The following is a 25,513-nucleotide window of genomic DNA, read 5'->3' on the forward strand; positions in this document are numbered from 1 at the left end:
TACCTCCAGCCTCAGCAGCCCGGATGGACTACTTAGAGTAGAGCTCGACGATGAGCTGCTCGTTGATATCACCGCTGATCTGCTCACGCGTCGGCAGAGCGAGCACGTTACCAGACAGCTTCTCGATATCGACCTCGAGCCAGCCAGGGACCTCGAAACGCTCGGAGGAAATCAGAGCCTCCTTGATGGGGAGGAGGTCACGGAACTTCTCGCCGACAGCGACGACGTCACCGGCCTTGACGCGGTAGGACGGGATGTCCACGCGCTTGCCGTTCACGGTAAAGTGACCGTGACGGACGGACTGACGAGCCTCTTTGCGGGTGCGGGCGAAGCCAAGACGGAAGACGACGTTGTCGAGGCGAGACTCAAGGATGATCATGAGGTTCTCACCGGTGACGCCGTTCATCTTACGAGCCTTGTTGAAGTAGCCGTGGAACTGCTTCTCCAGAACGCCATAAATGAACTTGACCTTCTGCTTCTCGCGCAGCTGCATGCCGTACTCAGATTCCTTGCGACGGCGCTTGGGCTGACGGATAGATTCCTTCTTGCTGCTGTAACCGAGCTCAGCGGGATCGATCCCGAGCTGACGGCAGCGCTTAAGAACAGGAGTCCTGTCGATTGCCATATTGATACGATCCTTTCAGTTACACGCGGCGACGCTTCTTGGGGCGGCAGCCGTTGTGCGGGATGGGGGTCTTGTCCTGGATGCTCGAGACCTCGAGGCCAGCAGCCTGGAGGGAGCGGATGGCGGTCTCACGACCGGAGCCGGGGCCCTTGACGAAGACGGAAACCTTCTTCATACCGTGCTCCATGGCCTGCTTGGCAGCAGCCTCGGCAGCCATCTGGGCAGCGAACGGCGTGGACTTACGGGAGCCCTTGAAGCCCACCTGGCCAGCCGACTTCCAGGAAATGACGTTGCCCTGGGGATCGGTGATCGAAACGATCGTGTTGTTGAACGTAGAACGAATGTGAGCCTGGCCCACGGAGATGTTCTTACGGTCCGCGCGCTTCAGACGGGCAGCGCGAACGTTCTTCTTAGCAGTAGCCATCTATCTAGCGCTCCTTATTTCTTCTTCTTAGCACCGATCTGACGCTTCGGGCCCTTGCGGGTACGAGCGTTAGTGTGGGTGCGCTGGCCGCGGACCGGGAGGCCCTTGCGGTGACGAAGGCCGCGGTTGCAGCCGATGTCCATAAGGCGCTTGACGTTCTGGTTGCGCTCACGGCGGAGGTCGCCCTCAACCATGATCTGATTCTTATCGATATAATCGCGGATGGCGTTAACCTCATCCTCGGTGAGGTCCTTAACGCGCGTATCCACGTTAACGTTGCACTCGACGCAAATCTTCGTCGCAGTGGTGCGGCCGATGCCGTAAATGTAGGTCAGACCGATCTCAACGCGCTTCTCACGCGGGAGGTCGACACCATTAATACGGGCCAACGTAGTCTCCTCTCTTAACCCTGACGCTGCTTATGACGGGGGTTCTCGCAAATGACGAGGACCTTGCCATGGCGCCTAATGATTTTGCACTTATCGCACATCTTCTTGACCGAAGGACGTACCTTCATCGTTCTTCCTTTCGGTAGCGCTCGAACTACTTCCCTACTATCTACTCGCCCAGCCGCAGGCGTTTAAAACTATGGCTGGTCTTCACACACAAACCGACCGTAGGTTGAGCTAAGCCTGCAGTCGGAGAAGGAGTGCGTGTATGCGTGCCGCTATTTATAGCGATAGGTGATGCGGCCGCGGGTCAGGTCGTACGGGGAAAGCTCCACGACAACCCTGTCACCGGGGAGAATACGGATGTAATTCATTCGGATCTTGCCAGAAATGTTGCACAGAACCGAATGACCGTTCTCGAGCTCGACCTTAAACATGGCGTTGGGCAGCGGTTCCTTTACCGTACCCTCGAGCTCAATTGCGTCTTCCTTCTTCACAAGCAATCATCTTTCTCTAGAAAACGACAGCGATTGACTATTCTACAATACGCGTGCACGTATCGTAATATCTTCGTAATGGCTCCACAACTTGATGAAGCCTATACATCGTGAATGTAAAACAAAGCCGTTCCCTGATGCCCAAGATCGCCTTGAAATGAGACGGCATAGACCTTTGGGTCATGCCTTCGAAATTGAAAGGCGAGGTTGGGCGTCAGGGGGCGGCGACTTTTACATTTCACCGCCTTGCAAGGAGCACCAAGCGCCTTGGGCGTCGGTAGTGAGAATCACCGGGCCGTCATCGGTGATGGCGACGGTGTTCTCGTAGTGCGCGGCGGGCAGGTGGTCGTTGGTCGTGACGATCCAACCGTCGGAGCCCGTGCTCACATGATTGGATCCCATCGTGACCATCGGCTCGATGGCGATGACCATACCGGCCTGGAGACGAACGCCCCTCCCCTTCTTTCCGTAATTCGGAACGTTGGGGTCCTCGTGCATCACATGGCCAATACCGTGCCCCACATAATCGCGAAGCACGCCATAGCCGTGAGACTCGGCGAGGGACTGGACGGCATAACCGACGTCCCCAATATGGTTACCGGGAACAGCCTGCTCGATGGCAGCCTTAAGGCAATCGCGCGTAACCTCGCACAGGGCCTTGGCCTCGGGCGTAGGGGTACCGACGAAAAACGTCCAAGCGTTATCGCCGACCCAACCGTCGACAACGGCACCCGTATCGATGGAGATGATATCGCCATCACGCAGGATCATGTCGGGATTGGGAATACCATGCACCACGGCGTCGTTAATCGACGCACAAATGGTACCGGGGAACCCGCCGTAGCCCTTAAAGGCCGGGGTGCCACCATGCATGCGGATAATCTGCTCCGCAAGCTGATCAAGCTCAAAGGTCGAAACACCAGGGCGAACCATGGCTCCAACGTGGCGGAGCGCCATCTTCGATAGCGCTCCTGCCTTCTTCATCTGCTCGATTTGCGTTGCAGACTTAATCTTGATCATAGACCGAGAGCCTCTTTGACATCCCCGTACACGGTCTCGCGAGCCTGGTCACCGTTGACCGACTTGAGCAGACCCTGGCCACGATAGTAGTCGACGAGCGGACTCGTGGACTTCTCGTAAACGTCGAGACGGTTCTTGATGGTCTCGGGCTTGTCGTCGTCGCGCTGATACATCTCGCCTGCGCACTTGGGGCAGGTGGCATCGGCGGCGGTGCCGGTGTAGCCGCAGGCGCGGCAGGTGCGGCGCGAAGACAGACGGTCGATGATGACCTCGGGGGCCACGTCGACCAGAAGGGCGCAGTCGATCTCGCGACCCAGGGCGGAGAGCTCGGAATCGAGTGTCACAGCCTGAGCGGTATTGCGCGGGAAGCCGTCGAGAATGAAACCCTGCTGGGCGTCGTCGGCGGCAAGGCGCTCCTTGACAAGATCAATCACGAGCTGATCGGGAACGAGCTCGCCGGCGTCCATGTACTTCTTAGCCTGAACACCGAGCTCGGTGCCACCCTTGACGGCGGCACGCAGCAGGTCGCCCGTGGAAATGTGAGCGACGCCAAACTCGGCAACGAGCTCCTGTGCGACGGTGCCCTTACCGGCACCCGGAGCTCCGAGCAAAACGAGGTTCATGAGCAATCCTCCTCTAGCCTATTTAAAGAATCCATCGTAATCATACATCTTGATCTGGCCTTCGAGCTTATCGAGCGTGTCGAGCACGACGCCGACCATGATGAGGATGGACGTGCCGCCAAATGCCTGGATCAGATGATTACCCGTGAAGGAGAAGATGATCGAAGGCACGATGGCGATGAGCGCCAAAAAGACAGCGCTGGGAAGCGTAATCTTGTTGAGCGCGTTCTTGATGTAGGCCGCGGTGGCCCTACCCGGACGGACGCCCGGAATAAAGCCGCCCTGCTTCTTAAGATTGTCGGCCGTGTCATCGGGGTTGAACACCATGGAGGTGTAGAAGTACGCGAAGAACACGATGAGGACAACATTAAGCACCCAGTTGAGCCAACCGGTCGAAAGCGCAGAGGCAACTGCCTGAATCCACCCGATGCCGGGGAAGAACACGGCAATCTGAGCCGGGAAGTACAGCAGCGCCGAAGCGAAGATGATCGGCACGACACCCGCGGTGTTGACCTTGATGGGCAGGTAGGTGGTCTGGCCACCCATCATGCGACGGCCCACGACGCGCTTAGCGTAGGAGACCGGGATGCGGCGCTGGCCGCGCTCAAGGAAAACGATCAGCGGGATAACCAGCAGGATGATGGCGCAGATGATCACCATGGTGATGATGCCACCGGCATTGCCCTTGGTGCTGGAGAAGATAGCCTGCGGAAGACCGGCCATGATGTTCGCAAAGATGATCAGCGACATGCCATTGCCGATACCGCGCTGGGTGATGAGCTCACCAATCCACATGATCAGCATGGCGCCCGCAGTGAGCGTGCCGACGATCATGAGGTCGAAGATAATCTCGGGAGCGCCGGCGCCATGAAAGCTAATGCCGAAGCTCTTAAAGAGGAAGAGGTAACCCACGGAGTTGAGGATTGCCAGAGCCAGGGTGAGGTAACGCGAATACTGCGTAATCTTGGTCTGACCGACCTCGCCCTCGCGGGCAAGCTCATGCAGGGAAGGCACAACGGCCTGGAGCATCTGGAGGATGATCGAGCTGGTGATGTAAGGCATGATGCCCAGAGAAAACACCGACACATAGCTCAACGCGCCGCCAGAGAAAAGATTCAGGAGGGCCATAGCACCTGCGGCGACCGAATTGTTATCGGTCGAGAAAAGGCCCAGCATCCCCTGGAAGGGAATGCCGGGCACAGGAACGTGCGCACCAATGCGGTACACGACGAGCATAGCTATGGTAAAAAGAATCTTTTCGCGCAATTCTTTGATGCGGAAAGCATTCTTAAGACCATTTAGCACGGCAGCTCGACCTTTCCGCCGGCGGCCTCGATCTTGGCCTGCGCAGAAGCGCTGACCTTGTCGACCTTGACCGTGAACTTCTTGGTGAGCTCACCATTGCCGAGCACCTTGACGGGCTCGAACTCGCTCTTGGTGATGCGAGCAGCCTTAAGAGCGGCACCGTCGATCACAGCACCATCCTCGAACTTACGCTCGAGACGCTCAACGTTGACTGCGGTGTACTCGATACGACGGGGGTTGCGGAAGCCCGGAAGCTTGGGCAGGCGCATAGCCAGCGGAGTCTGGCCACCCTCGAAGCCGGCACCCTTGGTGCCACCAGAGCGAGAGCCCTGGCCCTTCTGGCCGCGACCAGAAGTGGTGCCGTGACCCGAAGAATTGCCACGGCCGACGCGCTTGCGGTTCTTGGTGGAACCGGGCGCGGGAGTAAGATCGTGAAGCTGCATTTGCTACTCCTCTACAATCTCGACAAGGTGCTTGACCTTGAAGATCATGCCGCGGACGGACTCGTTGTCAGCAATCTCGCGAACCTCGCGGATCCTGTGGAGACCGAGGGCACGGACAGTACGGACCTGGTCCTGCTTGCAACCGTTGGTGCTGCGGACCTGCTTGATCTTGATGGTGTCAGCCATGCTTAGTTCTCCTTACCGACGAACATCTCGGAGACCGTCAGGCCACGGCGAGCCGCGACGTCCTCAGGGCTGGAGAGCTCCTTGAGGCCCTCGACGGCAGCCTTGATGATGTTGAGGCCGTTGTCGGTACCGAGGGACTTGGACAGGACGTTCTTGATGCCAGCAAGCTCAAAGAGGGGACGCACGGCGCCGCCGGCGATAACGCCGGTACCCTCGACAGCGGGCTTGATGATGATGCGGCCGGCACCAAAGTGGCCGAGAACCTCGTGCGGGATGGTGCCCTGCTCGGTCACCGGCACGTGGAACATGTTCTTCTTGGCATCGAGAGACGCCTTGGAGATGGCCAGGGGCACCTCAGCGGACTTGCCCATGCCAACGCCGACGTTGCCCTTGCCGTCGCCAACGACGACGAGAGCGACGAGGCTCATGCGACGACCACCCTTGACGGTCTTCGACACGCGGTTGATGTAAACGACGCGCTCCTCGAACTCGGAGGCCTCGCGCTGCTGCTTCTGATTACGAGCCATGTGCTACATACCTCCTAGAACTCGAGACCGGCGGCACGAGCACCGTCGGCGAGGGCCTTGACGCGGCCATGGTAGATACGGCCACCGCGATCGAAGGCGACCTTGGTGATGCCGGCCTCGATGGCGCGCTTGCCAACGAGCTGACCGACCTTCTCCGCAGCCTCCTTGTTCGAGGTGTGGGTGCCCTTGAACTCGGCCTCGAGGGTCGAGGCAGAGACGAGCGTCAGGCTGGAGCCCTTGCTGTCGTCGATAATCTGGGCATAGATGTTGGCGTTAGTACGGGTCACGCGAAGGCGCGGACGCTCGGCGGTACCCGAGACCTTGCCGCGAACACGACGCTGACGACGCTTGAGGCCTTCCAGCTTCGCCTTATGCTTGTTCATACGTAAACTCCTAAAAAGGTTGATCTTGCCAGCACCTGACGGGGTGCTGGTCTTATGCGAGTGAGCCGGTTACGACTACTTGGCGGCCTTACCCAGCTTGCGGCGGATGTGCTCGCCAACGTAGTGGATACCCTTGCCCTTGTAAGGCTCGGGAGGACGATGGCCGCGGATCTCGGCGGCGATCTGACCGACCTGCTGCTTGTTGATACCCTTGACGTTCACGTGGGTGTTGTCGGGAACCTCGAAGGTGATGCCCTCGGGAGCCTCGACGATCACGGGGTGCGAGAAGCCCAGGGAGAACTCGAGGTTCTTGCCCTTCTGCTGCACGCGGTAACCGACGCCGGCAAGCTCGAGCTTCTTCTCGAAGCCCTCGGAAACGCCAACAACCATGTTGTGGATGAGGGCGCGGGTGAGGCCGTGGCGGGCACGGGTCTCACGCTCGTCGTCGGGACGGGAAACGGTGAGGACGTTGTCCTCGACGTTGATAGCGAGCTTCTCAAAGACATCGAGCTCGAGCTGGCCCTTGGGGCCCTTGACGACAACGTTGTTGCCGTTGACTGCCACTTCGACTCCGGCGGGAATCTGGACAGGCTTATTACCGATACGAGACACGGTGATCTCCTTTCCTTCTACCTACCGAGCGAATTACCAGACGTAAGCGATGATCTCGCCGCCGACGTTGTGCTTGCGAGCATCGCGGTCGGTCATGACGCCATGGCTGGTGGAAATAATGGCGGTACCAAGGCCACCGCGGACGCGGGGCATGTCGGCAACGCCGGTGTACTTACGCAGGCCCGGCTTGGAAATGCGGCGGATGCCGTTGATGATCTTAGCCTTCTTGGGACCATACTTAAGCGTGATGTGCAGAGTCTTCTGGGGAACGGTGTCCTCGACATCGTAGCCCTCGATGTAGCCCTCCTCGTGCAGAACACGAGCGATCTCGACGAGCTTCTTGCTGCTCGGCATGGAGACCGTGGCCTTGTTCACAGAGTTAGCGTTACGGATGCGCGTAAGCATATCTGCGATCGGGTCTGTAAGGTTCATACAGATTCTCCTTCGTTCTTGATGAACACGTGCTCTTGGTTCTTCGCCGCCCTTAACGGCAAAGCCTAACTAGCGCGTTTTCCCTGTTCCAAACGGATGCTTGAAACGCTGGTAGTGACTTACCAGCTGGCCTTCTTAACGCCGGGAAGCTCGCCCTTGAGTGCAAGCTCGCGGAAGCAGACACGGCACAGGCCGAATTTGCGGTACACAGAGTGCGGACGGCCGCAGCGCTGGCAGCGCGTGTACTCACGAGTAGAGAACTTCTGCTTGCGATTGCACTTGACGATCATCGATGTCTTAGCCACTTATATCCTCCTCACATAGAGTATTGTTCGCCCCAAACGCCGTCCCCTTTTGGAAACGGCGCATTTAGGGCAGGTGAACCTATTTCTTGAACGGGAAACCGAAGGCGTCCAGAAGGGCCTTGGCCTCCTCATCGGTGTTGGCGGTGGTCACGAAGGTGATATCCATACCACGCTGGTGATCGACGGAGTCGAAGTCGATCTCGGGGAAGATGAGCTGCTCGGTGACGCCCATGGAGAAGTTACCACGGCCGTCGAAGCTCTTGGCGGAGATGCCGCGGAAGTCGCGGATACGGGGGATCGCGACGGAGGTCAGACGATCGAAGAACTCCCACATACGGTCGCCACGCAGGGTAACCTTGCAGCCGATCGGCATACCAGCGCGCAGGCGGAAGGTAGCGATGGACTTGCGGGCACGGGTGATCATCGGCTGCTGGCCGGTGATGGCGCGCAGGTCGCGCACGGCACCGTCGATGGCCTTGGAATCGGTAGCGGCCTCGCCGACACCCATGTTCACGACGATCTTCTCAAACTTGGGGATCATCATGACGTTCTCGTACTGGAACTTTTCCTGAAGCTGCTGCTTGACCTCGTTGTTGTACTTGGTCTTCAGACGCGGCACATACTTCTCTTCTGCCATTGTTCACTCCTTCTTGGGGTTTTAAGCACGGGGCGTGGCCACGGTGGGTTGTCCTCGTGCCTCCTGGCTGCATCCACCCCGCTCATGGCATTTCGCGGTTTGGACTCGACGCAGCAGGAGCCGACAAAACAATCGGTACTATACGCGCATCGGGAGCGTATTTCCAGAAAAACCTCGTCTGCCTGCACAACTCCACAACTCCCCCGCACAAATTGAACCCTAGGGGATCAAAAGAGCAGTTGCGGTGAAATAGTTCCTGGCTGACCGCCCGTCGGGCCCATCTAGGAACTATTCCACCGCAACTCATATCGAGGATGCGATTAGCGCTTGCGAGGGACGAGCTTGGTGCGGCGCAGGTGGATCATCTCGGCGGCGATGGAGATAGCGATCTCCTCGGGGTCCTCTGCCTCGATGGCGGCTCCGATCGGCAGGTGCAGCTCGCCGATTTGCTCCTGCGTAAAGCCCTCTTGCTCCAGGCGGGCGTGCACAAAGGCCGTCTTACGGCGCGAGCCCAGGCAGCCCAGATAGGCGGGTTTGGCGCGCATGGCCTGAATCACCACGTCGATATCGGACTTGTGACCCGCCGTGGCGACAACCACCAGGTCGCGCGGGCCGATGGGGCACTGCTTGCTCAGGTTCTTGTAGTCGACCAGGCGACGGTCGCAGACACCGGGCACCCAATCGGGGGTCAGCGTGCCGGGGCGGTCATCGCAAGCCACGACGGCAAAGCCCGCCGCCGTGAGCACCCGCGCCGTCGCAGCGCCCACGTGGCCGCAGCCAAAGATGTAGGTCAGGCCCTCGGGGCAGAGCGTCTCGATGTGCGCCGCGGGAATCTCGGAGGCAGCGTTGGTGTAGGTGACCTTACTCCCCTCCTCCACCAGCGAAAGCCCGGGGCAGCCCGCAATGGTGCGGCGCGATTCCTCGCCATGGTACTCGGCCACATCGCCCTCGAGCGCGCTCGCGATAAACGGCTCAAAGTCGATGACGAAGTCGCCGATACGACGATACGCCAGCACATCGGCAATTTCCTGGAACAACGGTGTCTGGGTCGCATCCAGATGCAGGTAGCACAGGCAGATGGCTCCGCCGCAGATCATGCCGGTATCGGAGTTCTCACCGCCCATGGTGTAGCGGACCAGACGCGACTGTCCCGCGCTCAGGAGCTCGCGCGCCTCATCCAGCGCAAAGAGCTCAATCTTGCCGCCGCCGATAGTGCCCGCCTGGCTGCCATCGGCAAAGACAGTCATCCATGCGCCCACACCGCGCGGTGACGACCCCGCCGTACCGGCCACGACCACGAGCTCGCACGTCTCGCCAGCACGCAGGGCGGCAAGCGCCGCATTCACAACATCGAGCTTTTCCATTGCCGCCTTCTATCCTCTAAAGACATCGGTGAGCATAGCGAGTGCCTCGAGCACGCCGCCGCCGACCGACGTCGCCTTGTCCGAAATGTAGTTGATATAGCTGGCATCGCCGCGCGGATCGACATCGGCGCATTTAAAGCCCTCAGTCACCTGTACGCCATTCGCCAAAAGCCCGCGCAGACAGCCATCGATCTGCGTGCACATGGGCGTATCGCCCGCGTAGCCAATCACGTCTCCAGCGCTCACGATGTCGCCGATTGCGCGGTCGGACCGAAACACGCCGGCGGCGGGGCTGTGGATAACACGCTCCTTGCCATAGCCGGCGATCATGCCCGGCACGCCCGTGTTGGGCTGGGGCGAACCTTGGGTAATGACACGGCCGAGAAAATGCCCGCGCATGGTCTCGACCACGGCGTCGCAGTCAACCGGCGCGGTAAAGCCCGGCCCCACGGCGATGACGGCAGGCGCCATGTCGCGCGTGGTGCCCAAGTTGCGCTTAGCCAAAATCGCGTCGACCACAGCCGCGGGTTTCAACTCGCCGAGCATCTTGGCCTGGGGGTCCACCACCACGGCGACGTCTCCGGCCTCGGTAATTGCAAGCGCCTCAGCCGCCGTCTGTGCCAAGCGAGCGCGAATGCCCTCGACCTGGACCTCGCCCAGGCGAATGGCCTCGCAAAAACAGATTGTGCGGCGGATGCACGTGGGGACTGCGATATCGGCCATAACGACCGACACGCCGGCGCGCACCAAACGGGCAGCGACACCCGTGGCGATATCGCCGGCGCCGCGAACATAAACGAGCATTCCCGGGGCACCTCCCTGTGCTACGGTTTGAGCAGAGCAAAAGCGGTTCGACCGCTACTCTGATGATTATTTATTATCACAGTATTATACGGCGGTGAATAGATGGAAACGACGGGCGGAAACCTTGCCTCCGCACTCAAGATCGAGCCGGGCATTACTGCAATTATCGGCAGCGGTGGCAAGTCGACACTGCTGAAGACGCTGGGTCTCGAGCTCATGCGCGCTGGCGGCCGCGTGCTCCTCTGCACCACCACGCACATGTTTCCCGTCGCCGGCGTGCCATGGAACGGGTCGAGCCGTCGCCTGGACGCCGCACCTTGGAAGCCAGGCGCCGCACATGTCCCCGGTTGCACCTGCGAGGCCTGCGCGGGCCTTGTGCGCGGAAGCATCTGCCAGGCGGGTGTTTTGGACCCGGAGACAGGCAAGCTCTCCGCCCCCGCCGAGCCGCTCGACCAGCTGGTGCAGCGCTTTGACTATGTGTTGGCCGAGGCAGATGGCAGCAAGCGACTCCCGCTCAAGGCGCATGCCGCCTGGGAGCCGGTAATTCCCGCCGCCACGGCAAATGTTGTCTGGGTCGTCGGCGCCTCGGGGCTCGGTAAGCCCATCAACGAAGCCGTCCACCGCCCCGAGCTCTTCTGCGAGCGTTGCGGCTGCGAGCCCACCGACATCGCCACGCCCGAGCGCGTCGCCCAGGTGCTCAATGCCGAGCTGCGGATGCTGAACCTCAGCAATGCCCGCATCATGCTCAACCAAGCCGACACGCTTACCGACCCAACAATGGCAGATCGCTTCGAGGCAGACCTCGGCCGCCCCCTCATCACCACCAGCCTCAAGTAGCTGGCGCTGCCCCAGCAGGCCTATAAGTTGCGGTGGAATAGTTCCTGAAACGGCCTATTTAGCGGCTAAACAGGAACTATTCCACCGCAACTGAGGAGGGAAATCCGGTGATCTTCCTGCTAGCGGGGGACGTAGCGACCGGGTTGGGCTCCGGTGGGCTCGCCGTCGCGCGCCACCAGCACGCCGTTCACAAACACAGCCTTTGCGCGGCCATGCGCCTCAAAGCCCTCGAGCGGCGTGTAGTCCACGGCCTGATGCTGCGTCGCGGCACTGATCGTCCAGCGCGCCTGGGGATCCCACACGCACACGTCGGCATCGGAGCCCTCGGCAAGACAGCCCTTGCGCGGGTACATGCCAAACACGCGCGCCGGGTTCTCGCTCATCAAGCGGCAGAGGTCCTCGGGACCCAGCTGTCCCTCAAAGCTCGTAGCGATCGCGACGGGACGATGCTCCACACCGGGCCCGCCGTTGGGAATCGCGCGAAAGTCGTCGCGCCCGCGGTCCTTTTGCCCGTGTAGGTTAAAGCTGCAGTGGTCGGTCGCAATCGTATCGATCTCGCCGGCCACAAGCGCCTCGCGCAGTGCCGCACGGTCACCCGCATGGCGCAGCGGTGGGCTCATCACATACTTGGCACCCGCAAAGCCGTCCTCGCCCCGCTCCAAGTAGCACGTATCGTCGAGCATCAGATACTGAGGGCAGGTCTCGACATAGATATTCTTCTGCCCGCGCGCCTTGGCGGCACGGATGGCCTCGAGCCCCAGCTTGGTCGAAAGGTGCACCACGTTGACCGGTGCGTCGCCGGCCAGGTGCGCCAGATATAGCAGACGGCTCACCGCCTCGGCCTCGCACACATCCGGACGGCTGAGCGCATGGCCCTCGGGCCCGTGGATACCCTGCTCAAACACGCGCTTCTGCAGCTCGTTCACCAGCGTGCCGTTCTCGCAATGCACGCACAGGATACCGCCTAGGCGCTTGAGCTCCTCCAGCACCTCGAGCGTCTCGGCATCGTCCAGGCGCAGATGATCATAGGCAAAGTAGGTCTTGAACGACGATACGCCCGCCTCGCGCATGGCCGAGAGATCGGCGCGGTTACGCTCATTCCACTCGGCGAGTGCCATATGAAAGGCGTAGTTGGCCGTGCAGGTTCCATCGGCGCGGCGATGCCACTCGGCCAAGGCATCGGGCATGGTCACGCCGCGATCGGCCGTCGCGTAGTCCACAATGGTCGTCGTGCCGCCGCAGGCAGCCGCGCGCGTGCCGGTCTCAAAGCTATCGGCCGTCCAGTCCATGCCGGTCCAGCACTGCATGTGCGTGTGGCCGTCGATAAAGCCGGGAAACACCCAGCAGCCCGCGGCATCCTCGACGGTGTCACCCCCGCCCGGCTCAATCGCCGCGGCGATCCGCACGATTTTGTCGCCATCCATGGCAAGATCGGCGCGGCGAAGCCCCCGTGGCGTCACGAGCGCGCCGTTTTTGATGATGATCATAATTGCTCCTTATTGATTGATGCAGTTGGCCACGCGATCAAAATACGAGCAGGCGGCGATATGCTCCGCTATGCGTCGCTGTCCCTTGGCGGTATCGACGTCCCACAGCTCGTAGGCGTGCGCTTCGACCAGCGCAACGTCGGTACGGTCCTTAAGGATCGAGCCCCCGCCGTCCTTGCCCTCAAGACACATAAGTGCATCGAACAGTTCCGCCGGAAAGAGCACCGGACTCGAAGGCTCACCGTTGCACGCAAGACGCACCGGATGCTTGCGGCCACACTCGTCAAATGCACGAACCATAGCCTCAAAAGAATCCGAACTCACGAGCGGCTGGTCGCCCGGCAAAAAGAGGCAACCTTTCCAGTTGCGTTCGACTCCCCACGAAAGGCCCGCACGGACGCTTTCGCTGCGCAACTCGCCATCATGCAGCACGCACGGGCAATGCTTGTCCTCGCAAATCTGGGCGACCTCGGGCCAACGCGTCGAAACCACGACGTCAAAGCCCCGGGGAACCGAATCGATGGTCCGGGCAATCAGCGGCTTGCCATAGATATCGGCGAGCATCTTGTTAGAGCCAAACCGCTTGCCCTCGCCCGAGGCCATAATCACGCAACCGAGTTTCATCTCCGCAAACCTCCCCTGGCCACCTTGGACGCCATAGTTGCCATACCCACCATACCAAGCTCGCGCTCCGTCAGAACAGACACGCGCTCGTTTTTTCCAGCGAGCGCCCCTCGGCTCTCTGTAGCACAAAGGAGGGCACCCCGCGACGCAGGGCACCCTCCTCAATGGTGCAGATATGCCTACTCGGCGTTGCCGGTAAACGTGGTACCGGTCTTGCCGGCAAGGCCATCGCGCGCCTTCTCGAGCAGCGTGATGAGCGCCGCGCGACCCGGCTTGCTCTCGGCAAACGTCGAGGCGGCCTGGACCTTGGGCAGCATGGAGCCGCGACCGAACTCGTTGGCCTCGGACAGACGCTTAACATCGGCAGCGGTCAGCGTGTCGAGCCACTGCTCGTGGTCGGTGCCAAAGCCAATGGCAACCTTCTCCACCGCCGTCAGGATAATCAGGGCGTCGGCATCGAGCTGCTCGGCGAGCTTCTCGGCCGCAAAGTCCTTATCGATGACGGCCGCAGCGCCCTTAAGGTGGTGGCCCTGGGACTTGGTGACGGGAATGCCGCCACCGCCGCAGGAAATCACCACATGGTTGGACTCAACGAGCGACTTAATGGTGTCGAGCTCGACGATGCTCACGGGCTTGGGCGAGGCAACCACGCGACGGAAGCCCTGCTTCTCATCGTGGATAAACTGGTAACCGCGGTCGGCCTCCAGCTCCTCGGCCTCGGCCTCGCTCATCCACGGACCGATCGGCTTGACCGGGTCGGCAAAGGCCGGGTCGTCCGCCGCAACCTCGACCTGGGTGAGCACGGTGGCGACACCCTTGTCGATGTTGCGGTCGAGCATTTCCTCGCGCAGGGCATTTTGCAGGTCATAGCCAATGTAGCCCTGGCTCATGGCACCGCAAACGGACAGCGGGCAGGGAATGTACTTCTGAGGGTTAGAGCGCGTGAGCTCGGCCATCGCGTTGGCGATCATGCCCACCTGGGGGCCGTTGCCATGCACGACGACGACTTCGTTACCCTCCTCGATCAGGTCGACAATGGCCTTGGAGGTCGTCTTGACGGCCTCCATCTGCTCGGGAAGGTTGGCACCGAGGGCGTTTCCGCCCAAGGCGACAACAATACGCTTAGCCATTTCTCAGCCCAGCTTTAGGCCTGGAACCAACGGGCGGCGTTGCGCTCGTCGAGGGCCTTGAGGGCGGCGGCGGGATCGGCAACCTTCTGCAGGAACATCATGGCTGCGATGGCGTACGGCTTGTAGCTGGCCTCCTTGTACATGCCCACGCGGTGCATGTCGAAGACGTCGGCGTTGACCTCGCCGTGCTCGCAGGAGACACCGGAGATGTCGGCGGGCAGCGGGTGCATAAAGATGGTGTCCTGGCCGTTGGCGGTCTTCTCCATGAGCTCGGTCGTGGAGCACCAATCCTGATGCGTAGCGTTCTGGGCGAGCAGCTCCTTCTCGAGCGCAGCGATGCCGGCGTCGTCGCCCTCGGCGTACAGGTTGGTGCGCTTCTCCATGGCGGCAAACGGAGCCCAGCTCTTGGGGATCACGATGTCGGCGCCCTCGAAGGCCTCGGCCATGGTGTTGGCCTGCTTAAAGGTGGTGCCGGACTCGGCGGCATAGCCGCGGGCGCGCTCGACGACCTCGGGCATGAGGTCGTAGCCCTCGGGGTGGGCCAGGGTGACGTCCATGCCAAAACGGGGCAGCAGGCTGATCAGCGACTGCGGGCAGGACAGCGGCTTGCCGTAAGAAGGCGAATAGGCCCAGGTGACGGCAACCTTCTTGCCCTTGAGGTTCTTAAGGCCGCCAAACTCGTTGATGAGGTAGAGCATGTCGGCAGAGGACTGCGTGGGGTGGTCGGAATCGGACTGCAGGGAGATGAGCGTGGGACGGTGATCCAGAACGCCGTCCTCGTAGGCCTGCTGGACAGACTCGGAGACCTCGGCCATGTAGGCGTCGCCCTTGCCGATGTACATGTCATCGCGGATGCCGATGACATCGGCCATAAAGGAGATCATGGTAGCGGTCTCGCGGACGGTCTCGCCGTGGGCGATCTGGGACTTCTTCTCGTCCAGGTCCTGCAGCTCAAGGCCGAGCAGGTTAGCGGCCTTAGAGAAGGAGAAGCGCGTACGGGTGGAGTTGTCGCGGAACAGGGAGACGGCCAGACCCGAGTCGAAGATCTTGGGAGAGACGTTGTTCTCACGCAGCTCGCGCAGGGCGTCGGCAACGATGTAGAGCGCTTTGAGCTCATCGGTGGTCTTATCCCAGGTGTGCAGGAAGTCGCTGCCGTACATACCCTTAAAATCGAGGCCGTTCAGCTGCTCGACGAGCTCGGTAAACTTAGCGTCCATGGAAATGTCCTTTCTAAAGATGAAACAATCGCAATGAGTAGATGTGCTCCGGCATGCGCGTGTGGCTAGCACATGCAGAGCACCATGACGAGGACCCGCCACCGTCGAGGAAGCATGGGAGATAACGACCGCGGGCCCCAAGTCAACGGGGAGTGCCGGGGACACGAGCGGCCCCCGGCTCAACAAAATCGAGGAATGGGACTAATCGATCTTGTTGTTGGTCAGACCGGCGCGAAACACGGTGGCGTCGCCATCGGCCTGGCTCGGATCGTAGAGGTTCAGGGCAGCCACGTACATGGCGGCAGCGGTGACCAGGTCGTCCTTGTAGGTGACCTCGTTGGGAGCGTGAGCCTGAGACTCGGCACCCGGGCCAAAGCCGACGCAGGGGATGCCGTAGCGGCCCTGGATGGAAACGCAGTTCGTGGAGAAGGTCCACTTGTCGCACAGCGGACGACCGGTGCGCTTGTCCATGCTGGGCTCGCAGCCGATGCGCTCGTCACCGAACATGGCCTTGTGGGCGTCGACGAGGGCCTTGACGTGCGGAGCGGTCTCCTTGTTAATCCACGTGGGGAAGTAAGCCTCGGTCTCGTAGACCTCGCCGGTCCAGGACGGACGGTCGTACATGTACATGGAGACCTTCACGTCGTCGCCGTACTTCTTGGCGGCCGGCAGGTTGCGGATCTCGTCCAGGCAGGACTCCCAGGTCTCGCCGGCGGTCATGCGGCGATCGATGGAGATGGCGCAGGAGTCGGCCACGGCGCAGCGGCTGGGGCTGGTGTAGAAGATCTGGCTGACGGTGCAGGTACCGCGGCCCAGGAAGCGGGCGTCCTCGAAGTGCTCGGGGTTGTACTTGGGGTCGAGCATCTTGACGAGGCCCTTGATGTCGGTCGACTCGTCGCAGCCGTTGTTGTTGAGGGCGCGGACGTCGGCGATGATGTCGGCCATCTTGTAGATGGCGTTGTCGCCGCGGTCGGGAGCGGAGCCGTGGCAGGAGGTGCCGTGAACGTCGACGCGGATCTCCATGCGGCCGCGGTGACCGCGATAGATGCCACCGTCGGTGGGCTCGGTGGAAATGACGAACTCGGGCTTAATGCCGTCCTTGTTGTAGATGTACTGCCAGCACATGCCGTCGCAGTCCTCTTCCTGGACGGTGCCGACGACCATGATCTTGTAGCCCTCGGGGATGAGGCCCATGTCCTTCATCATCTTGGCAGCGTAGGTAGCAGAAGCCATGCCGCCCTCCTGGTCGGAGCCGCCGCGGCCGTAGATGATCTCGTCGGTCTCGTAGCCCTCATAGGGATCGGCATCCCAGTTCTCGATGTTGCCGATGCCGACGGTATCGATGTGGGAGTCGATGGCGATGATCTTGTCGCCATCGCCTATAAAGCCCATGACGTTGCCCAGGCCGTCGACCTTGACCTCGTCATAGCCAAGGCTCTCCATCTCGGCCTTGATGCAAGCGACAACCTCACCCTCCTCGCAAGACTCAGAGGGATGAGAAATCATGGCGCGCAGGAAGCGAGTCATATCAGCACGATGGGACTCAGCAGCAGCCTTAATAGCGTCGAAATCGAGTTCTTTAGCCATTGTTCATAACCTTTCAAACGAAGGAATCTACCTGTGAGGTGGCGGAGCGATACCTATTTACTCCGCTGCTCGGACAGTCCTGCGCAAGACGGAAAGCACATTAAGTGCTTTCCTTTGCGTGCGGAACTCGCGACGGAGCAAATAGGCATCGCTCCGTCTCCCGGGTTCATACATCTGCAGGACAGAGGGGGTCTAATAGGAATTTTGCGCGGCGCGTTGCGCCGCCCAACGATTAGCAGGTCGGATACTCGCCCTCCCAGACGATGCGACGGTACTGATCCGGATCGGTGTCGCCCTCGGTGGAGAAGCAGAGCACGGAGCTCGTCTTGTCCAGGCCGATGAGCTCCTTGAGCTCCGCGTACTCGGGATCGAGCATGAGGGTCTCGACCAGGCCGGTGGTCACCGCGCCGGACTCGCCGGAGATGACGCGCGGGTCGCCCTTCTCGGGAGCGCCCAGGGTGCGCATGCCGCGAGCGGTGACCCAGTCGGGGCAGGATACGAAGGCGGTGGTGTGGTTGCGCAGGATATCCCAGCCCAGAATGTTGGGCTCGCCGCAGCACAGGCCGGCCATGATGGAGGGCATGTCGCCGTCCACGATGCGCGGGTCGCCGTCGCCGGCGGCAGCGCCCTTGTACAGGCAGGCGGCAGGTGCGCACTCGACCACGACAAAGGTGGGCGGGTTGTCGGGATACAAGTTGGTGAAGTAGCCCACCACGGCGCCGGCCAGCGAGCCCACGCCGGCTTGGACAAAGACGTGCGTCGGGCGGTTGATGGCCATCTCGCGCAGCTGCTCGGCTGCCTCGGAAGCCATGGTGCCGTAGCCCTCCATGATCCAAGACGGGATCTTCTCGTAGCCCTCCCAGGCGGTGTCCTGAACGATGACGCCGCGCTCGCAGGCGTCGGCCTCGGCGGCGGCCATGCGCACGCACTCGTCGTAGTTGACCTCTTCGATGGTCACCGTGGCGCCCTCGGCGGCGATGTTATCGAAGCGAGGCTTGGTGGAACCCTTGGGCATGTGCACGACGGCCTTCTGGCCCAGCTTGTTGGCAGCCCATGCCACGCCGCGGCCATGGTTGCCGTCGGTGGCGGTAAAGAAGGTGGCCTGGCCAAAGTCCTTGGCAAGCTGATCGGAGGTCAGGTAATCGAAGGTGCACTCGGCAACGTCCTTGCCGGTCTCGTCGGCAATGTAGTTGGCCATGGCAAACGAGCCGCCCAGGACCTTAAAGGCGTTGAGGCCAAAGCGATAGCTCTCGTCCTTAACGCACAGGTTGGAAAGGCCCAGGCGCGCGGCCTGGCCGTCCAGGCGGGCAAGCGGAGTGACGGTGTACTGGGGGAACGACTGGTGGAAGGCGCGGGCCTTCTTCACGTGGTCGAGGCTCATGATTCCCAAGTGCTCATCATCGCTCTTGGGCATCGTGTTGCCCGCCCACTGAATCTTATCGGCCATACGGTGAACTCCTTAAGTCCTCTCTTGCCGGCCCCCGCATACGCGTTCCAGCCCATTCCCGTTCATGCGGCTGAACTTTTATGTGGATGCCAAACAAAAAGTTTGTTAGCACTGTTCTATCACACTTTTTGATTGGAAAACATAACAAATTGTTTGTTGCCGTAATCGGTACCTTTTCGCCGCCGAATGGTCACATAACGCAGCGACGCTTTCGTTATTTGCGAACAGGTGTGGTTTATGGCAAAGTGTGCCCAAACTAATTTTTAGGAAGGCACCCATGACCCCCGCACAGATTGAGTTTTACAAGCGCCTTGCACACGGTTTGGCGCTCCAATTTGGTCCCAACTGCGAAGTCGTCGTCCACGATCTGGAGACCGAGGACGTGGACCACTCCATCGTAGTGATCGAAAACGGCCACGTCAGCGGGCGCAAACTGGGTGACGGCCCCAGCCATATTGTGTTTGAGTCCATGCACGAGGGCATCACCGACGTGCACGACCGCGAGCCATACCTCACCAAAACCGCCGACGGCAAGCTGCTCAAGTCTTCGACCATCTTTATCCGCAACGACGAGGGCAAGCCCGTCGGCATTTTGGGTATTAACTTTGACATTACGCTCATGAAGGCTTTTGAGCGCTCGCTCGATGCCTTTACCGGCACCGGCGGCACGGACTACACCGAGCCCGAGCCCATTACCAAGAACATCGGCGACCTGCTCGAAGACCTGCTGCGCGAGTGCGAACAGTTTGTGGGCAAGCCCGCGGCGCTTATGACCAAAGATGAGCGCATCCGCGCCATTGGCTACCTCGACCGTCGCGGCGCCTTCCTCATCTCCAAGTCGAGCGAACGCGCCTGCGAGTTCTTTGGCATCTCTAAGTACAGCTTCTATAGCTACCTCAACGAGGCAAAGGCTGCCGCCGGCGACAAATAGTCAGCGCGCCTGCGCCCCTCCCCTTTTGAGCGCGAGTTCTGGAATGCACGAATCCGAGAGTCGGCCGCAAGGCAAGTTCCATATAATCGATGAATGTGAGTATTTCGAAAGGATGGGACAAGATGGGGTCGAGCAACGCATCACGCAACGGCCGCGGAGTCACCGCTTCTGCCGCCAGGCATGCGAAACGCGCGTTTGACGAGGGCGAAGACGATCTGTTTGCGTTGAGCCTGGACGACGTGATGAGCGACCGCCCCTGGACCGCCGAGGAACTCATGGGCGGCGGAGCTCGTCCGACAAGTGCAAAGCCCGCACTTGCGCCTAAGCCCGGATCTGCGCCGACTCCTGCGCAGTCGCCTGTTTCGACGCCCGCGCCTACGCCCGCACCCGCTTCGGCGCCCACGCCCGCCCCCCGCCCCGCAAGCGACCCGTCCGAGACGGCGGCATTTCTCGCTGCAGCGACGCAGGGCAAATCGGCCGACAGCACCGTTATGTACAGCGCCCAGCAGTTGCCTGCTCCTGCGGTAAGCGAGCCTCCGGTCACAAGGCTCGATGAGCCCGTTGCCCATCAGGTTGCCTACGATTCCTGGGCTGCAGCCGATCTGGATGAGACCTCTACCGGCATGCCGGCGCTCGACGTTCCAGTTAACCCGCTTTTTGCCGCCAACACGAGCGCCGCGGACTATGAGAGCAGTGCAGCATATTCCGATTATTCCGATGGCCATGCTGACACCGGTCGCATCGAGACCGAGGATTTTGGCACCGCATCGAGCGATTATCTCAACGATCCGTACGCCGCCACGCCTGCACCGGAATATGACCCGGAGGCCGCGTCCGCGCCGGCGTATGCCAAAAGCACGGGCGAAGAGCGCTTCGCCGATTATTACGCCGCGGAAAAGGCGCTGCGTTTCTCGGAGTTTCCGCAGGCAGTCAAGGTTGCCTTTATCGCCATTGTCATTGCCCTGCTCGGCGTCATTGCGTTTGAGGGATTCCAGCTGTTCCGCGGCCCCACCCAAGCGGAGTCGGAGACCCAGCAAAAAGAGGACGACAATCAGCACCTGGACATCAACACCCTCAAGGGCGACCCCAACGACGGAGACGACGAGTAGCGAGGGTTAAGGGAGGGCCGGAAGAGCCGGCGGCACGTTACGGCTCCAAAAGCCCTGCCATAAAGATGGGCAGATACAGCACGTCACCATCGCGGTGAAGATTACATTCCGCAAGTACCAGGGCGCGATCGATTCCGTAGCCCTTCGTCGCGAGCGCGTTGTCGAGCGCCGCATGGGACTTAAAGCTCTTGCCCGACTTGACCTCGATGGCAAGGACCTCCCCATCGAGCGTCTCCTCCACAAAATCGAGCTCGCCAACCTTTTTCGATGTAAAGTAGCGCAATCTGAATCCGTGGGCTTTGAGCTCTTGCGCGACAAAGCCCTCAAACGCCGCCCCCATGTTCATGCCAAAGGCGTCTTCCGCCTCCCCATCAAAAACGCCTTGGGCGACCCTTTTGGAATACGACGACATGAGCATTCCGGTGTCCAAGTAAAACAGCTTGAACAGATTTCGTTGCTCCCCCAATAAAAGGGGTGCCACGGGCGCCGTTATGTTATACACGGGAAGCGCGACACCCGCCTCCGATAGCCAGAGAAAATGATCTGTCACCTGCGAAAAACGTTTGACACCGTTAATCGATGACAGTTTGAATCGCTTGTTTTTGGAGCCGGCCTCGCTGGGAATCAGATCATAGATATCGCGAATAACCAAGCGTAGCTCGGGCGGAGCGTACTTTGCGATGTCATCGCGATACAGGGCGTGAAGATCGCGGTGGATGTTTCGAACCTCGTCGACATTGCGCGTCGCCAAGAAGGAATTGACCGCGTCGGGCATGCCTCCCACCACCACATACTGATGGAACAGATCGAGCAAGCGGTCATACAGGTAGCCGGGGAGCTCCCCTTCATCCTTTAGACAGCCCCTGAGCATGTCAAACACGCTGGCACCAACGCCATTTGCCCAGCAAAACTCCTCAAAGTCGAGCGGGTACATCTGGACCTGCTCGACATACCCCACCGGCAGGGAATCGATACCCTCGAGCTCAACGCCAAGGGGCGATCCGGTAAGGATGTATCGAAAGTCGCCGCGCTGGACCAGGTATTTGATAAACGTCACTACGTTGGGGCATCGCTGCACCTCGTCGATAACCACAACGGTCTTGTTCGCAACCATCGGCTGCGTTGCAGCAATAGACATGCGCATAAGCAGGTCATCCGCGCTTTTTGCCGCCAAAAACGAATCGCGCACGGACGCGCCGGCGATAAGGTCGAACGTCACGACATTTTCGAACGATTCGTTTGCAAAGACGTTAACCAAATATGACTTTCCTACCTGTCGAGCGCCCTTGATCAAAAGAGCCTTGTTAGGCGACGAGGTAAGCCAAGATTCAAACTGTGCTTTCGCTTTTCTCTGCAGCATAAGCATACCCCTTATTACGTGCTGTTTTAGCACTAGGATACACTTTTCCGTGGTTGTTAGATGCTTATTTCGACACTTTTTCGAGGTTTTTAGGTGACTATTTCGACACTTTTCCTTACTTTTAAACGTCCTTATATTGCACTTTTCCGGATTTAGGCCAAATAATTGCCCGCGATTCCGACGCCAACCGGCCGAGAGCAGCCTCTCCCACCAAATGCGCTTTACGGTGAAGAGCCACCAACAAATCTGAGGCAATGAAGGCCGGGGACTCAATCCCCGGCCCTTAACCTAGCACTGCTTTATGAGATCGAGCACCGCGGGGATATCGTCAGCGCTACGGAGTGCAACATAGGTCGGCATACCCGGCCCAAATCCACCCTGCGTGCGCTTGTCCTGACACATGGCCTCCGGGTCAATCAGCTCGTCCACACTCTTTGCCAGGCCGACAGCAATCCAACCACCGTTGCTGGTCCTGCCTTCTAGCACGGCATGCAGTTTTCGCTTGCCCGACCTGAAGCCTACATAGTACTTGGCTATATAGGACTCCCACGAAGGGTTACCACTCAGAACGGACTCGCGTACCTCATCGAATAGCTTCTGGTTGAGTCCGTCTTCAGCAAAAGTCGGGTGATTCTCCTGCAGAGTCCAGACAGGAGCCTCGTCAGACTCCCCGCGAGAGGGGCGATACTTGTCGACAACATCCGCCGGAAGATCGGGGTACTTCCATATCTCGCACGCCTCTTTCGCCAGCTCGTCCGCACGCTGCCTAATCTCCTCCTCGCCCCATTTTTCATGCGAGGCGATCGACTTGTTCAGGTGGAGCGGACTGCACTTAAGCCCCACGCCAGGAAGATTGAGCTTGTCCGAGAACGACCGGTTTGAGTACTCCTGGTTGTAGCCCGTCAGCGTTAGATTTCCCAAGTTGTTGCACAGCCTGTCGTGGATGTCTTCCCAGTTCTCGCCAAGCGATTCCTTCCAGCCGTGCTCATCATCAATCGTCTGGGGCATGACGTGCTCGATCTGGTAATCGTCAGCCGAGATGGACTCCTTCGGGTGGTGCCAGTTCTCCATGCGTTCCAGGTAATAGCGCTTTTTGGAGAAGCGGTTGTAGCAGTCACGCGTCTTAAACTCCTCGACAAAATGCTCGTCCGTCGGAAAGTACGCGGTCATACCGCTGCTATGGATAAGGAGCATCGCCGTAACGTACTCCTCTATATCGTCTTGCTGCTCGAGATTGCGATACATGCCGGCAAAGAAATTATTCAGGCCCGTGGTAAGCCTGCCGCAAACCGCACGCCTGAACAGGAACGACTCGATAGTCTCGCAGATGCGAAGGAACGCGTTGCGGTCTAGCTTATTTCTCTCGTAAACCGAGTAGAGCAGCATCAAAAGAGGCCTGATCTGCCTCACATCAAGGCTTACGATTCTGCTGAACACCCGACGTAGGTCAGCGTCCTTTTCTTTGTCTTGGAACAGGCTGGCATACCTTTGCGCATACTCGCGCAACTCCTTGAGCAGACTCTCGGTGTCTCCGTCGTAGTCATCGGTAAAATACCGTTTGAACTCGTAATAAGCCTCATTCTCCTTTGGCTGCCTATTGGGAACCTTGAGCCACAGCCAGTACCAAATGAAGGCGTTAAACTCGCTCTCGCCCCCTTTTCCAAACAGACGCTCAATGGGATGCCAGTAGCCCTCGTAGAGCTTGGTCTGTTCGTCGTTAGGAAGCGACATAAGAACATAGTTGCGTATGAGATCGATGGGCATGAGGGGCTTGCCTTTGGAGTTCATGGACTCAAATATGAGCTGGGCATTATCGACGCCAGCGGTGAGCTTAGTGTCGATGACCTGCACGCGGTTTAGCCCCGCCCAAAGCCTTGCAGGGTCGAATGATTTCCCGCGCATCTTTTCGCGGAAGAACACATGGTTCTCGACAATCCGATCCGATTTTTCATCTGGCATGGGAAACCCAGACACGATGGAAAACAGCGTCTCTTTATCGTCCTGCGAAAGCACTAGCTTGTAACGCGCCAGGCCGTTGTAGTCGTCATCGTTAAAGAGGTAATTCTTTCGCAGAGCCGAGATCTTGAGATCCCCAAGGAAACCAGCCTTGTCCGGATTGCTCTCCAAATAATCAGCTAAGGCGGCAATCATCAATGAGAACGTCGTCATGCGCTGTTGTCCATCGATCAGGAGCACGCGCGAGATGCTTGTGGCCGAGCTCTCGGACTCAGGTATATAAAGCATCGACCCCACGAAATGCGGCACGTCATCACGACCCGCTCGCATGACGTCATCCCAAAGCACCTCGCACTCTTTTACACTCCACGAGTAAACTCGCTGGTACACGGGGATGACAAACTGCATCTTCGCCACGCCCATAAGGTCGAGTAAATTTGCCTCGGTTGCTTTCATTTGCTGTTGCCCCCCCCTCTTGTTTACGCCACTTGCGGTCAACCCTCCACTGAGCGGAGGGCGCCAAAGACGAGCACGTCGGTCAGCCGCTCGGCCAGCACGCATTTACGAACGAGTGACGAGCGTATCGAAGCGCGAAAGCAGCCAAATGCTCATATCGCTAGATTTTACAACGCTTGCCGCGGATGCAATTACATATCAATTAAAAACGCGTCGTCGGAATGCAATTCGACACAGTAGAATACCAATCCGTTTCCGATGAGCTGCCCTATGAGAAGCGAGCAGACGGCAAGGGCGAGGCGAAGCGCATCGAAAAGGAGGTTCCATTCGACCTCCCCAAGGGTTGGAGCTGGGCAAGGGTAAACGCTGTTTGCCCAGTGGGAACAGGAGCAACGCCCCTCAAGGCAAACAAGGCCTATTACGAAAATGGCACGATTCCATGGATAACAAGTGGCTCAGCTACAAAAGCGGCAATTACCGAGCCGGATGGTTACATAACCGAACTAGCGCTTCGCGAAACAAATTGCACTGTTTATCCTGCCGGATCTCTCGTTGTCGCAATGTACGGTGAGGGAAAAACGCGTGGATCTGTTGCTACATTGCGGATTGATGCCGCAACAAATCAGGCGTGTGCTGTTTTGAGAAAAATCGAAAAAGGATGTCTCCAGGACTATGTCAAAATCTGCTATGAGAATAGCTACGATGCGCTTCGCGAAAAAGCTCAGGGAGGTAACCAGCCCAATCTGAACCAGACCGTTGTTTCCGGTCTCCTGATTCCCGTCCCGCCCCTCGCCGA

Annotated in this window: 30 protein-coding genes; 4 read left to right on the top strand and 26 right to left on the bottom strand. The window is 59.6% G+C overall.

The features are described from left to right. Positions 1 to 28: 28 nt before the first annotated feature. From rpsD to yqeB, 18 genes are all read right to left on the bottom strand, one after another. The gene (gene rpsD / locus SFLMC1_RS09000; protein WP_006235275.1) at positions 29 to 625 is read right to left on the bottom strand and encodes a 30S ribosomal protein S4; all 597 of its coding nucleotides are present in this window, start codon (positions 623 to 625) and stop codon (positions 29 to 31) included. Between the two features lie 19 nt (positions 626 to 644). Next, on the bottom strand, positions 645 to 1,049 hold the full coding sequence (gene rpsK, locus SFLMC1_RS09005; RefSeq protein WP_006235274.1) for a 30S ribosomal protein S11: 405 nt from the start codon (positions 1,047 to 1,049) through the stop codon (positions 645 to 647). 14 nt (positions 1,050 to 1,063) lie between these two features. Then, positions 1,064 to 1,438 (bottom strand): 30S ribosomal protein S13, encoded by a 375-nt coding sequence (gene rpsM, locus SFLMC1_RS09010; RefSeq protein WP_022094275.1) that lies wholly within the window; start codon positions 1,436 to 1,438, stop codon positions 1,064 to 1,066. A gap of 14 nt (positions 1,439 to 1,452) precedes the next feature. Then, a complete protein-coding gene (rpmJ, locus tag SFLMC1_RS09015; RefSeq protein ID WP_006363204.1) occupies positions 1,453 to 1,566 on the bottom strand; it encodes a 50S ribosomal protein L36 in 114 nt (37 codons plus the stop codon). A 150-nt stretch (positions 1,567 to 1,716) separates the two neighbouring features. After that, positions 1,717 to 1,935: a translation initiation factor IF-1 gene (gene infA / locus SFLMC1_RS09020; RefSeq protein WP_035137443.1), complete on the bottom strand. Its 219-nt coding sequence runs from the start codon at positions 1,933 to 1,935 to the stop codon at positions 1,717 to 1,719. A 231-nt stretch (positions 1,936 to 2,166) separates the two neighbouring features. Continuing rightward, positions 2,167 to 2,955 (bottom strand): type I methionyl aminopeptidase, encoded by a 789-nt coding sequence (map, locus tag SFLMC1_RS09025; protein WP_152073529.1) that lies wholly within the window; start codon positions 2,953 to 2,955, stop codon positions 2,167 to 2,169. Further along, entirely contained in the window at positions 2,952 to 3,578 is a 627-nt protein-coding gene (locus SFLMC1_RS09030; RefSeq protein ID WP_152073528.1) for an adenylate kinase, read from the bottom strand. The genes map and SFLMC1_RS09030 overlap by 4 nt, the downstream gene beginning before the upstream one ends. An 18-nt stretch (positions 3,579 to 3,596) precedes the next feature. Further along, positions 3,597 to 4,883, bottom strand: coding sequence for a preprotein translocase subunit SecY (gene secY / locus SFLMC1_RS09035; RefSeq protein WP_152073527.1), 1,287 nt, complete (start codon positions 4,881 to 4,883; stop codon positions 3,597 to 3,599). Then, complete coding sequence (gene rplO, locus SFLMC1_RS09040) at positions 4,877 to 5,326, bottom strand: 50S ribosomal protein L15 (RefSeq protein ID WP_006235267.1); 450 nt, start codon at positions 5,324 to 5,326, stop codon at positions 4,877 to 4,879. The genes secY and rplO overlap by 7 nt, the downstream gene beginning before the upstream one ends. 3 nt (positions 5,327 to 5,329) lie before the next feature. Beyond that, entirely contained in the window at positions 5,330 to 5,512 is a 183-nt protein-coding gene (gene rpmD, locus SFLMC1_RS09045) for a 50S ribosomal protein L30 (RefSeq protein WP_006235266.1), read from the bottom strand. Between the two features lie 2 nt (positions 5,513 to 5,514). Then, positions 5,515 to 6,039, bottom strand: coding sequence for a 30S ribosomal protein S5 (gene rpsE / locus SFLMC1_RS09050; protein WP_055252236.1), 525 nt, complete (start codon positions 6,037 to 6,039; stop codon positions 5,515 to 5,517). Between the two features lie 14 nt (positions 6,040 to 6,053). After that, complete coding sequence (gene rplR, locus SFLMC1_RS09055) at positions 6,054 to 6,422, bottom strand: 50S ribosomal protein L18 (RefSeq protein ID WP_055252235.1); 369 nt, start codon at positions 6,420 to 6,422, stop codon at positions 6,054 to 6,056. A gap of 75 nt (positions 6,423 to 6,497) precedes the next feature. Further along, positions 6,498 to 7,034 (bottom strand): 50S ribosomal protein L6, encoded by a 537-nt coding sequence (gene rplF / locus SFLMC1_RS09060; RefSeq protein ID WP_006235263.1) that lies wholly within the window; start codon positions 7,032 to 7,034, stop codon positions 6,498 to 6,500. 33 nt (positions 7,035 to 7,067) lie between these two features. Further along, the gene (gene rpsH / locus SFLMC1_RS09065) at positions 7,068 to 7,466 is read right to left on the bottom strand and encodes a 30S ribosomal protein S8 (RefSeq protein ID WP_152073526.1); all 399 of its coding nucleotides are present in this window, start codon (positions 7,464 to 7,466) and stop codon (positions 7,068 to 7,070) included. Positions 7,467 to 7,585: 119 nt separating this feature from the next. Continuing rightward, positions 7,586 to 7,771: a type Z 30S ribosomal protein S14 gene (locus SFLMC1_RS09070; protein WP_022094280.1), complete on the bottom strand. Its 186-nt coding sequence runs from the start codon at positions 7,769 to 7,771 to the stop codon at positions 7,586 to 7,588. A gap of 79 nt (positions 7,772 to 7,850) precedes the next feature. After that, a complete protein-coding gene (rplE, locus tag SFLMC1_RS09075; RefSeq protein WP_152073525.1) occupies positions 7,851 to 8,408 on the bottom strand; it encodes a 50S ribosomal protein L5 in 558 nt (185 codons plus the stop codon). Between the two features lie 320 nt (positions 8,409 to 8,728). Further along, entirely contained in the window at positions 8,729 to 9,772 is a 1,044-nt protein-coding gene (locus SFLMC1_RS09080) for an XdhC family protein (RefSeq protein ID WP_152073524.1), read from the bottom strand. A 9-nt stretch (positions 9,773 to 9,781) separates the two neighbouring features. Further along, a complete protein-coding gene (gene yqeB, locus SFLMC1_RS09085) occupies positions 9,782 to 10,576 on the bottom strand; it encodes a selenium-dependent molybdenum cofactor biosynthesis protein YqeB (protein WP_152073523.1) in 795 nt (264 codons plus the stop codon). Positions 10,577 to 10,678: 102 nt separating this feature from the next. Between yqeB and yqeC the strand changes: the two genes are divergently transcribed. After that, positions 10,679 to 11,413, top strand: a complete 735-nt coding sequence (gene yqeC / locus SFLMC1_RS09090) for a selenium cofactor biosynthesis protein YqeC (protein WP_152073522.1) — start codon at positions 10,679 to 10,681, stop codon at positions 11,411 to 11,413. 119 nt (positions 11,414 to 11,532) lie between these two features. Here yqeC and hydA read toward each other — a convergent pair whose 3' ends face one another. From hydA to dpaL, 6 genes are all read right to left on the bottom strand, one after another. Further along, entirely contained in the window at positions 11,533 to 12,900 is a 1,368-nt protein-coding gene (hydA, locus tag SFLMC1_RS09095) for a dihydropyrimidinase (RefSeq protein ID WP_152073521.1), read from the bottom strand. 9 nt (positions 12,901 to 12,909) lie between these two features. Beyond that, positions 12,910 to 13,524 carry a nucleotidyltransferase family protein gene (locus SFLMC1_RS09100; protein ID WP_152073520.1) on the bottom strand — a complete coding sequence of 205 codons (615 nt, stop codon included), beginning with the start codon at positions 13,522 to 13,524 and terminating at the stop codon, positions 12,910 to 12,912. Between the two features lie 179 nt (positions 13,525 to 13,703). Beyond that, positions 13,704 to 14,654 carry a carbamate kinase gene (gene arcC / locus SFLMC1_RS09105; protein ID WP_152073519.1) on the bottom strand — a complete coding sequence of 317 codons (951 nt, stop codon included), beginning with the start codon at positions 14,652 to 14,654 and terminating at the stop codon, positions 13,704 to 13,706. Between the two features lie 14 nt (positions 14,655 to 14,668). Next, a complete protein-coding gene (ygeW, locus tag SFLMC1_RS09110; protein ID WP_152073518.1) occupies positions 14,669 to 15,871 on the bottom strand; it encodes a knotted carbamoyltransferase YgeW in 1,203 nt (400 codons plus the stop codon). 201 nt (positions 15,872 to 16,072) lie between these two features. Next, positions 16,073 to 17,458, bottom strand: coding sequence for a YgeY family selenium metabolism-linked hydrolase (locus SFLMC1_RS09115; protein ID WP_152073517.1), 1,386 nt, complete (start codon positions 17,456 to 17,458; stop codon positions 16,073 to 16,075). Positions 17,459 to 17,690: 232 nt separating this feature from the next. Next, positions 17,691 to 18,905 carry a diaminopropionate ammonia-lyase gene (dpaL, locus tag SFLMC1_RS09120; protein ID WP_152073516.1) on the bottom strand — a complete coding sequence of 405 codons (1,215 nt, stop codon included), beginning with the start codon at positions 18,903 to 18,905 and terminating at the stop codon, positions 17,691 to 17,693. A gap of 277 nt (positions 18,906 to 19,182) precedes the next feature. Between dpaL and SFLMC1_RS09125 the strand changes: the two genes are divergently transcribed. Next, positions 19,183 to 19,836, top strand: a complete 654-nt coding sequence (locus SFLMC1_RS09125; protein WP_152073515.1) for a transcriptional regulator — start codon at positions 19,183 to 19,185, stop codon at positions 19,834 to 19,836. A gap of 122 nt (positions 19,837 to 19,958) precedes the next feature. Next, positions 19,959 to 20,945, top strand: a complete 987-nt coding sequence (locus tag SFLMC1_RS09130; protein ID WP_152073514.1) for a hypothetical protein — start codon at positions 19,959 to 19,961, stop codon at positions 20,943 to 20,945. Positions 20,946 to 20,982: 37 nt separating this feature from the next. Here SFLMC1_RS09130 and SFLMC1_RS09135 read toward each other — a convergent pair whose 3' ends face one another. Next, a complete protein-coding gene (locus tag SFLMC1_RS09135; RefSeq protein ID WP_315984664.1) occupies positions 20,983 to 22,311 on the bottom strand; it encodes an ATP-binding protein in 1,329 nt (442 codons plus the stop codon). A gap of 282 nt (positions 22,312 to 22,593) precedes the next feature. Continuing rightward, entirely contained in the window at positions 22,594 to 24,717 is a 2,124-nt protein-coding gene (locus SFLMC1_RS09140; protein ID WP_187323934.1) for a DUF262 and DUF1524 domain-containing protein, read from the bottom strand. 221 nt (positions 24,718 to 24,938) lie between these two features. Here SFLMC1_RS09140 and SFLMC1_RS09145 point away from each other — a divergent pair. After that, positions 24,939 to 25,513: restriction endonuclease subunit S (locus SFLMC1_RS09145; RefSeq protein WP_187323935.1), on the top strand; the 575-nt coding region annotated here is incomplete at its 3' end.

The organism is Collinsella aerofaciens (assembly GCF_901212495.1).
Classification (GTDB): Bacteria; Actinomycetota; Coriobacteriia; order Coriobacteriales; family Coriobacteriaceae; genus Collinsella; species Collinsella aerofaciens_H.